Origin of the sequence: Jatrophihabitans sp. (genome assembly GCF_036389215.1) — a bacterium.
Classification (GTDB): domain Bacteria; phylum Actinomycetota; class Actinomycetes; order Mycobacteriales; family Jatrophihabitantaceae; genus Jatrophihabitans_A.
In genome coordinates, this window is the sequence record NZ_DASVQG010000154.1 from 1 (window position 1) to 8,866 (window position 8,866).

6 protein-coding genes are annotated in these 8,866 nt (G+C 69.2%); 2 read left to right on the forward strand and 4 right to left on the reverse strand.

The window, feature by feature from the left end:
* The first annotated feature begins 49 nt into the window (after positions 1–49).
* The gene (locus VF542_RS07735; protein WP_408651119.1) at positions 50–1,111 is read left to right on the forward strand and encodes a hypothetical protein; all 1,062 of its coding nucleotides are present in this window, start codon (positions 50–52) and stop codon (positions 1,109–1,111) included.
* A gap of 27 nt (positions 1,112–1,138) precedes the next feature.
* Here VF542_RS07735 and VF542_RS07740 read toward each other — a convergent pair whose 3' ends face one another.
* Positions 1,139–1,699, reverse strand: coding sequence for a CGNR zinc finger domain-containing protein (locus tag VF542_RS07740; RefSeq protein WP_408651120.1), 561 nt, complete (start codon positions 1,697–1,699; stop codon positions 1,139–1,141).
* Between the two features lie 135 nt (positions 1,700–1,834).
* Between VF542_RS07740 and VF542_RS07745 the strand changes: the two genes are divergently transcribed.
* Entirely contained in the window at positions 1,835–2,908 is a 1,074-nt protein-coding gene (locus VF542_RS07745; RefSeq protein ID WP_408651121.1) for an EamA family transporter, read from the forward strand.
* Between the two features lie 1,640 nt (positions 2,909–4,548).
* On the opposite strand, the gene VF542_RS07750 is transcribed toward VF542_RS07745, so the two are convergent.
* From VF542_RS07750 to VF542_RS07760, 3 genes are all read right to left on the reverse strand, one after another.
* Positions 4,549–5,979 carry a DUF1501 domain-containing protein gene (locus VF542_RS07750; RefSeq protein WP_408651122.1) on the reverse strand — a complete coding sequence of 477 codons (1,431 nt, stop codon included), beginning with the start codon at positions 5,977–5,979 and terminating at the stop codon, positions 4,549–4,551.
* The gene (locus tag VF542_RS07755) at positions 5,976–7,457 is read right to left on the reverse strand and encodes a DUF1800 domain-containing protein (RefSeq protein ID WP_408651123.1); all 1,482 of its coding nucleotides are present in this window, start codon (positions 7,455–7,457) and stop codon (positions 5,976–5,978) included. Before VF542_RS07755 ends, VF542_RS07750 begins: the two co-directional genes overlap by 4 nt.
* Positions 7,458–7,543: 86 nt before the next feature.
* The gene (locus tag VF542_RS07760; protein WP_408651124.1) at positions 7,544–8,710 is read right to left on the reverse strand and encodes an FtsW/RodA/SpoVE family cell cycle protein; all 1,167 of its coding nucleotides are present in this window, start codon (positions 8,708–8,710) and stop codon (positions 7,544–7,546) included.
* Positions 8,711–8,866: the final 156 nt, after the last annotated feature.

An 8,866-nucleotide genomic window follows, 5' to 3' on the forward strand; every position in this document is an offset into this window, starting at 1 on the left:
TCCATGGTACGGGCCCGCCGCCGCGCTCGAACCGGACATACTGGCGGACATGCGACCAGTCACGATGCGGCCACGATCGCGAGTGACGGCCTGCGTCCTCGCGCTGGCCGTCGTGGCGACCTCAGCGGCGGCCGGCGGCAGCGCCCGGGCGGCGTCCGGCAGCGCAGCGCCCGCGGCGGGTGGTGGTGTCCGGCTGGCGGCGGTCCGCACCAAGTACCCGGTGGATCGGCCGGTGCTGGTCCGGCCCGGCCGGTTGCCGTTGGTGCGCTCGGGGCTGACCGGCTCGGCCAGCATCGCCGGATGCCCGCTGTTCCCGCCGGACAACCCGTGGCGGCGCGTCATCTCCGGCGCCGCGCTCAATCCCCGCTCGGCAGCCTGGGTCGCCAGCATCGGCGGCAGCCGGTACCTGCATCCGGATTTCGGCTCGGACCCGTCCTATGGCATCCCCTACAGCGTGGTGCCGGCCAGCCAGCCGAAAGTCGCCATCGGCTTCACTGCCTACGGCGATGAGAGCGACCCGGGACCGTACCCGATCCCGTCCGGCGCCCGGATCGAAGCGGGCGGGGACGCGCACGTGCTGGTCGCCTCCGGCGACTGCCATCTCTACGAGCTCTACGGGGCGGCCCGCAGCGGCAGCGGCTGGACGGCTCAGTCCGGCGCGGTCTTCGACCTGAGGTCCAACGCCCTGCGGCCGGCCGGCTGGACCTCGGCCGACGCAGCCGGCCTGCCGATCCTGCCGGGCCTGGTCCGCCGGGACGAGGTGCTGGCCGGGCACATCGATCACGCCCTGCGTTTCACCATCGCCACCAGCCAGCGGGGCTACATCAGCCCGGCCACCCACCAGGCCGGCTCGACCACTGATCCGAACGTCGCCCCGATGGGCGCCCGGTTCCGGTTGAAGGCCTCCTTCGACCTGAGCCGCTACCACGGCGAGGCCCGGGTCATCCTGCAATGCCTCAAGACCTACGGCATGTTCGTGGCCGACAACGGCTCGAACTGGTTCCTGTCCGGCGCCACCGACAGTGGCTGGGACGACACGGATCTCGATCAGCTCAAGAGCGTGCCGGGCTCAGCCTTCGAAGCCGTCGACACCGGAGCCGTGCATTACTAGCCCCTATCCGATGGCCGGTTCGGCGCGTTATTCAATGGCCGGCTCCGCCCGGCGGGCCCGGTAGGCGGCAACGTTGGCGCGATTGCCGCAGGTGGTGTCGCAGAACCGGCGCGACCGATTCTTCGACAGGTCGACGTAGACATCCCCGCAGTCCTCGGCGCCGCATATCCGCAGCCGGCCGAGCTCGCCGATCCGGATCACGTCGGCGATCGCCATGGCGGCCTCGACAGCCATCCGGTCTGCCAGCGGCGCCTGCGGATCGGTGGCGTGCACGTGGTAGTCCCACTGGTCGTGCTTGACCAGTTGCGGCAGCGCACGGCGCTCCCGCAACACCTGGTTGACGATCTCGACGACGGTGTCCTTGTCGGCCGACCAGAACCGGGCAAGGGTCGGTCGTAGCTCGCGCACCTCGGCGAGCTCTGCCAGGTCACCGGTGCGGGGACCCGACCACTGCCAGGTGCGGACCAACTCCGCCAGCTCGTCAAGAGTGGTGAGCTGGTCCTCACCATCCCGCCAGCTGTCCTGCCCGGTGTTCACCAAGGCCGCCGCGGCCGCCAGCGCCCGTTCCGTGTCATGAGCAAAGACCACATTGACTCCTTACGGCGGCGCGACTAGCGTCCCTGTAATGAGCATAGCCTCGATTGCTCATTACAGGACAGTTCGACCGCGGGACCGGCGTCTTCACTCCGTCACCCCTCGGTCGACAACGAACGGACCCGTTTCATGCACATCGCAACCCGGCAGCGCGCCGGTCTCGGCATCGCGCTGCTGTCCGCCGCCGCCTTCGGCACCTCTGGCGCCTTCGCAACCGCTCTGATCGGCTCCGGCTGGTCCCCCGCGGCGGCGGTGACCGTACGCCTGCTGGTCGCCGGGGGCGTGCTCACCATTCCGGCCCTGTTGGCGCTTCGCGGCCGGTTCGGCGCGCTCGCCCGGGAGGGACGCAGCATCGCCGGGTACGGCGTGGTGGCCATCGCCGGCGCGCAGCTGTGCTACTTCAACGCCGTCGCGCGGCTGTCGGTGGGGGTTGCCCTGCTGCTGGAGTATCTCGGCATCCTGCTGGTCGTCGGCTGGCTCTGGCTCCGGCACGGCCGCCGTCCGCGGCCGCTGACGGTGGCCGGCGGCGCCGCCGCGATGGTCGGGCTGGCATTGGTGCTGGATGTCACCGGCAGCCAGCGCCTGGACCCGATCGGGGTGCTGTGGGGGCTCGGTGCGGCGGTCGGGCTGGCGGTGTACTTCGTGGTGTCGGCGCAGGCCGACAGCGCCTTGCGGCCGATCGTGATGGCCTGGGCCGGCATGGCGGTCGGCAGCCTCTGCCTGGTGGTGGTCGGGGTCCTCGGGGTGCTGCCGATCCACGCCGGCACCCGGGACGTGCTCTTCCTGCATCACCGGACGAGCTGGCTGGTGCCGGTTCTCGGGATCTCCTTGGTGGCAGCGGTCTTCGCCTACGCCGCCGGCATCAACGCCGCCCGCGCGCTGGGTGCGAAGCTCGCCTCCTTCCTCGGCCTCAGTGAGGTGCTGTTCGCGGTGCTGTTCGCCTGGCTGCTGCTCGGCCAGTTGCCCGGCTTGTCGCAGCTGGTCGGCGGCGCGTTCATCATCGGCGGGGTCGCCCTGGTGCAGTGGGACGAGTTGGAGCCAGCCGAATCTCGCACAGCCGGGTTGGACACAGCCGAATCTCGCACAGCCGGGTTGGACACAGCCGGACTTCGCACGCCCGAGGCCCGCACGGTCGCCGGCCCGGGGACCGACTCGGCGACCGGCGACCGTTCCCTGGTCACCGCCGAGCCGGACTGCGGCTAGCTAACGCTCTGCCCTCGCCTACGTGGGGACGGTCAAGGGCCAGCCGACCCTCCGCGAGCCACTCTCGCGTACCACCCGGCGCCCCGCCCGCGCTGCCCCGCGATCGTTGGCCGCGCCGCATAGCCTCCACCGGCGAGTCGCCCTGCTAGGAGGCCAACCATTAGACCGCGAGGAACGGGCGACGCGGCTTCGTCTGACTACACCCGTTCCCGTGCTCCGGTCGGGGAAACGCGACTGAGAACGCGGCGGAGTTTGAAGATTCGAATAGAGAATCGGCAAATATGGCTAAGACTTGATCTTTTTGGTACTTCCGCGAGTTCTGCCGCCATGTCGTGCCGATAGCTAGCACGCCAGACACTCGGAAGCCCGACGGCAATGACAATGCCAGCAATGAACCAAGCCAACTTCGAGTTCGGCTCATGGAACACCGCGTCGTTGGTAGAGATATCAGGCGCAGCTAGCAGCGATGCCGGCACGGTGTCATCAGTACCGCGCCACGCGTGCACCAGGGCTAAGACTCGTTCATACGGTCCCCGTGGGCCGATCAAAATCAAGAGGCCTAGGCTCAATAACGTCAGGACGAGCCAAACCGGTGCAGACGCGAGCGATGCCATGGTGCCTAACCCTCTTCGCCCACATGGCGCGCCGCGCTCCTGAAGGCCGCACTGGCCGCGGGGGTGCGCGTGACTTGCCTAATCGCACAACACAACCTCGCTGATCGACCAGGGATCTCGGCCAATTCACTCAGCAAGTCCGCTAAGTAGCGGGGAGAAAAGCTTGCGGGAACAGTCTTGGAAGCGACCCTCGCCATCCAAGTCAGCAGCCTTCCAACGGGCTCCATAGGTACAGGCGGTTTACCTGGGGGGAATGAATATGCAATGGTGGCCCTGCCGCCGGCAATAAAATGACAGCTCTGGAGATGCCAACCGTCATCTTGGAATTCGCGCCGCACCGTATCAACGAATAAATTAGTACCAATCTCTGCAGTAACGGTAACTCGTAAGCTGCATATTGTCTCTTCAGTAGCGGTAACTCGTAAGCTACGTTTAGAAGGCCCGCTGATACTCCTACAAAGGATATTAGTCGCCACTGATTCTAACGTCGGCGAAATTGGACGACTAAAGGAGCCACGCGACAACTGCTGGAGTGACAGTATTATCTCGAAGGCCATTTCTACGCCCCTGCGAGCCCTGGCTGCTGCGTGCCGAGTCGTAGCCTCGTAACCTTGGCTGACGCCTCGGCAAGCGCTAGACGGGCTTCCTGGGCTCCCTTTTTGGTGAAGCGGTAGTACCGACGCTGAGGACGCTTCGCTACTGCTGGGTCGATGTCCTCGAGATAGCTCTCCAGCCAGTGATGCTCGAGTTCCAAGCGAGCGAGGATGGGATGGATAGTCCCGGATGGTAGGCCAGCTTCACGGCATATCTGCAAGCCGTACTTGGCTTTGCTGGGTTCGGCCAGCAGTGCCCTCAGGACTGCCTGCGTCGTTTGGGTCATCTTCGGAGCGTCACGACTCATAGTCGTATTCTAGGTAGGGTTGGCCCCGCAGGGCAAGCGCCACACGGCCACCGTTACCCATTGCGAATGATGGCCTGAGGGAGGTCTGCACCTCCGGCCGGTAAGGCCAAGGTCGGCCGCTGCCTTCAGCCGACCTTGGCCAGTCCGAGCGGGGCGAACGTCCGCCCCGGGAACACCGTGCTCACCGAGCCCACCGCAAGCCGCTTCTGCGCCACCTCGCCCAGCACGTCGAAGGCCCCGTTGAGGGCCGGGACGTCGCCGGAGTCCAGCACCGCGTCGGTGAGCGGGATCCACTTGCCGTACACCGAGGCGCCGGACAGGCCACCGCCGAGCAGCCACATCACGCTGCCGTGGCCGTGGTCAGTGCCGCCGTTGGCGTTCACCTGCACCCGGCGGCCGAACTCGGTCATCACCACCACCGTCACCCGCTTGCGCCGCACCGGGCCGAGGTCGGTGAGGAAGGCCGCCAGCGACGCGGCCGCCGAGCTGAGCTGGCGGTCGAGCTGGTTGGCCTCGTCGGTGTGGGTGTCCCAGCCGCCGACGTCCACCGTGGCCACCTGCATGCCCACCTCGGCACGCAACAGGGTGGCGAGGTCGGCCAGGGCGGTGGAGAAGTTGCCACCGGGATAGACCGCACCGTTCTGCGCGCCGGCCTTGGCACGCGCGGTGGCGGCGGTGCCGAGCGCTGCCAGGGTGGTGGGCACATCCACGCCCAGCGGGCCGGGCACGCCCCGGTACAGGGTCCGGATCGCCGCCTCACTCTGCGCGGCCACACCGTCCCAGCCGGGGAAGCTGAAGTTCTTCAGCGAGCTCATCACCAGCTTGGTCTGGTTACCGGTCAGCGAGGCCGGCAGCGCCGAGCCCTGGGTGACCGCCCGGAAGGTGGTGCCGGGGCCCAGTTGCTGCAGCGCCCGGTCCAGCCAGCCGGTGGTGGCGGTGTCCGAGCCCCGTTCCAGGCACTGCTGGGCCTGGAAGTGGCTGCGGGTGACCCCGGCCGCCGACACCGCCGGTACGAAGGCCAGCTCACCGGTGCCCCAGAACGGCAGCAGCGGGTTGAGCGTGGAGTTCAGCGCCCAGCCGGCGGTGCCGGGCAGCGGGCTCAGGTTCGCCACGTCCGGCACCAGCCGGGTGCGCACCGTGCGCAGGTAGTCCACGCCCAGCTCCGACGAGGCCGGCACCAGGATCCGCAGGCCGTCGGCGGCACCGCGCAGGAAGATGGTGATCAGGGTGTTGCCGTTGCTGGCCCCGGTCGCGGCGTAGGCGGCCTTGGTGGTGACCAGCTGGCTGCCCAGCGCGGCCACGCCGACCATTCCGGCGCCGGCGAGGAAGCTGCGCCGGGTGAAGCCGCGTTGCCAGCCGGCTTCCTGGGCGGCGAGCTCGGCGCTGACCTGCTCGGCCCGCCGAGCCAGCAGCCGCTCGACGGCTACGGGTTCTGGCTCGGTCATGACGTCCTCTCGGTTGCTGATCGCGGGGCGGGTGATCGCGGGGCGGGTGATCGCGGAGCTGGTGCTGGCGGGGCGGTCATCGGCCGGCCGCTCGGCTCGGTCCTCAGTCATCGCAGCGCGTGCTGGGGTGCGTCGAGGATCAGCGGGATGAGGTGCGTGAGGTACCACCGCAGCCGGGAGCTGGCGATCGGGGTGCTCGCGGGCTCGCCCAGGAAGGTCTGCAGCGCCTGCTCGTGGGCGAGCGGGAACCGGGTTCCGGTCAGCCTGATGCAGAGCTTCGCGATCGCCTCGCCGCTGGTGGTGGGCTTGACCGCGCCGTACAACGTGGCCGGGTCGAACGGGGCGAAGCCGCCGTACCAGTTCTGGACCAGGCCGCGATGGTAGGACCACAGGTTCAGCAGCGAGCCGGACGAGCGCCAGGCGCCGGCCACGTCCGGGTAACCGTTGGGCGGCGACCAGTCCAGTGGCACGTTGCCGACCGAGGAGCTCATCCAGTGCAGGTGTTGCAACGACTTGCTCGGCGTGCCCGGCTGCACTCCCAGCACCCGCACCGTCGCGATCAGGTTCTCCGCCGGCCGGCGGACCTTGGCGCCGCGGCTGCCCCAGAACTCGGTCGAGCGCAGGATCGCCAGCAGCATCGGCGCGATCTGGGTGCCGGTCTGCAGGTAGATTCTGGCCAGCTCGGCGACCAGGGTCGGCGACGGGGTGTCCGAGACGTACCGGACGCACAGCTTCTGGGCCAGCCGCTTGGCGGTCGCCGGATGGCTGGCCAGGTAGCGCAGGTAGGCATCGCCGGCAGCCTCGCCGGTGGCCGCCGAGTCGTTGGCGTGGCTGAAGCCCATGACCTTGATCGGGCCGACCCAGTGCCGCTCGGGCTTGTAGAGGTAGTTGAAGTCGGCGTCCAGCGAGCGGCCGGTCAGGATCCGGGCCGAGTTCTGCACGTCGGCCTCGGTGTAGTTGCCGATGCCGACGGTGTGCAGTTCGAGCAGCTCGCGGCCGTAGTTCTCGTTGATGGCGCTCTTGGTGGAGGAGGCCAGGCTCAGGTAGCGCAGCATCGCCGGGTTGCGCGCCGAGGCGAGCAGCATGTCGGTGTAACTGCCCAGTGCGTACCGCCGGATCACGTCGCGGTCCATGGTGTGCCGGGTCGTCCAGACGCCGTCACTGTGGTTGGCGACGTTGAGGTGATTGGCGAAGAAGTCGACCGCGGTCTCGTATACCTGGCCACGGCTCCAGGCCTGCAGGCCCAGGGTGACCCGGGTCAGCTGGTCCATCGCCTCCCAGCCGTACTCGTTGCCGTTGGCCGCGAGCCAGGCCCGGACCTGGGCCGGGCTCTGGGTCAGCAGCGGTCCCTGGGCGGCGACCCCGGCGTGCCCGGCATAGCCCGCTCCGGCGCCGCGGCTGAAGCTCAGCTGGAACTGCCACCAGCCGTCCAGGCCGTAGTGCGCGAGGTCCGCGCGGGTCATGGCCTCGATGCCGAAGCCGAACCGGGACATCAGCAACGAGGCCGGGTGCCAGGCCATCGGCGCACGAGCCGTGTGCACGGTGTTCCGCAGCGCGGCCGAGATGGTGGGCCAGAAGGTGGTAGTCACCCAGTCTCTCACTCTCCGTAACGGACATTTGTACGGAGAGTGAACCATGTGAAGTGCTCGTTAGGCGCTCGAATGCTAAAGTTCGTTCAGGACGCCGATCTGCGATGGATCGCCTGCAGCAGTCCCAGGGCGAGACCCTGGGCGAACATCGACGAGCCGCCGTAGGACACGAACGGCAGCGGCAGCCCGGTCACCGGGGTCAGGCCCAGGTTCATGCCGATGTTCTGGAATGCCTGGAAGGCCATCCAGCAGACGATCCCGGCGGCCACCAGCCGCGAGCTGCCGGTGGCCGCGACGGCGATCCGCAGCCCGCGCCAGAGCAGCACCGCGAACAGCCCGATGATGAGCGCGGCGCCGGCGAAGCCCAGCTCCTCCCCGGCCACCGAGTAGACGAAGTCGGTCTGCTGCTCGGGGACGAAGGCGCCCCGGGTCTGCGCGCCGTGGAACAGGCCCTGGCCGAACAGCCCGCCGTGCGCGATGGCGATGTGTGCCTGGTTGATGTTGTAGGCCACCCCCTGCGGGTCGCGGCCGGGATGGGTGAAGGCGGCGAACCTGGCCAGCTGGTAGTCGGCCAGCACGCCGGCCTTGATGGCCAGCACCGCGGCCAGCACTCCCAGGGCCATCAGCCCGACCAGCCAGCGGGCCCGGATGCCGGCCGCGATCAGCACCCCGAAGGTGGCCGCCGTCAGCACCAGGGCGGAGCCGAGATCCGGCTGCAGCATGATCAGGCCCAGCGGCAGGGCCAGCAGCCCCAACGCCAGCGCCAGCTCGCGGAGGCCGGGCGGGGTGCCCGCCGCGCGCCGCACGCCGTGCTGGCCGAACAGCACCGCCAGCGCCGCGATCAGGCCCAGCTTGGCGAATTCCGCCGGCTGGACCTCGAAGCCGCCGCCGATCACGATCCAGGCGTGGGCGCCGTTGATGGTGGTACCGATCACGAAAACGGCGAGCAGTCCGAGGATGCTGGCCAGGTACAGCAGCGGGCCGATCAGCCGCAGCACCCGGGAGTCCACCCGTGCCGCGCAGAACAGCAGCACCGCACCCAGGGCTGTGTTGAGCAGGTGCTTGGCCAGGTAGGTCTGCGGGTTGGCGCCGGCCAGCTGCAACCGGGTCCGGGTCGCCGACCAGACCAGCAACGCCCCGATCAGGCACAGCAGCAGGGCGGCTACCAGCAGCACGAAGTCGTAGGAGCGCAGCCGGCGGGAATCGGCCATCGCCCGCAGCGGCCAGCGGGCCGGGACCACCAGCCCGGTCATCGGCCCACCGTCCGGCGCGCGGACGTGCTGGCCGAGCCACTCGGGGTCGGCACCGCGTCGGGCACCGCCGAGCCGCTCGGGGTGCCGGCCGGCCGGGCCGGTGAGCTGCTGGCCGGCGGGCTGCCGGACGTCCGGGCCGGGCCGGGCGAGTGCGAG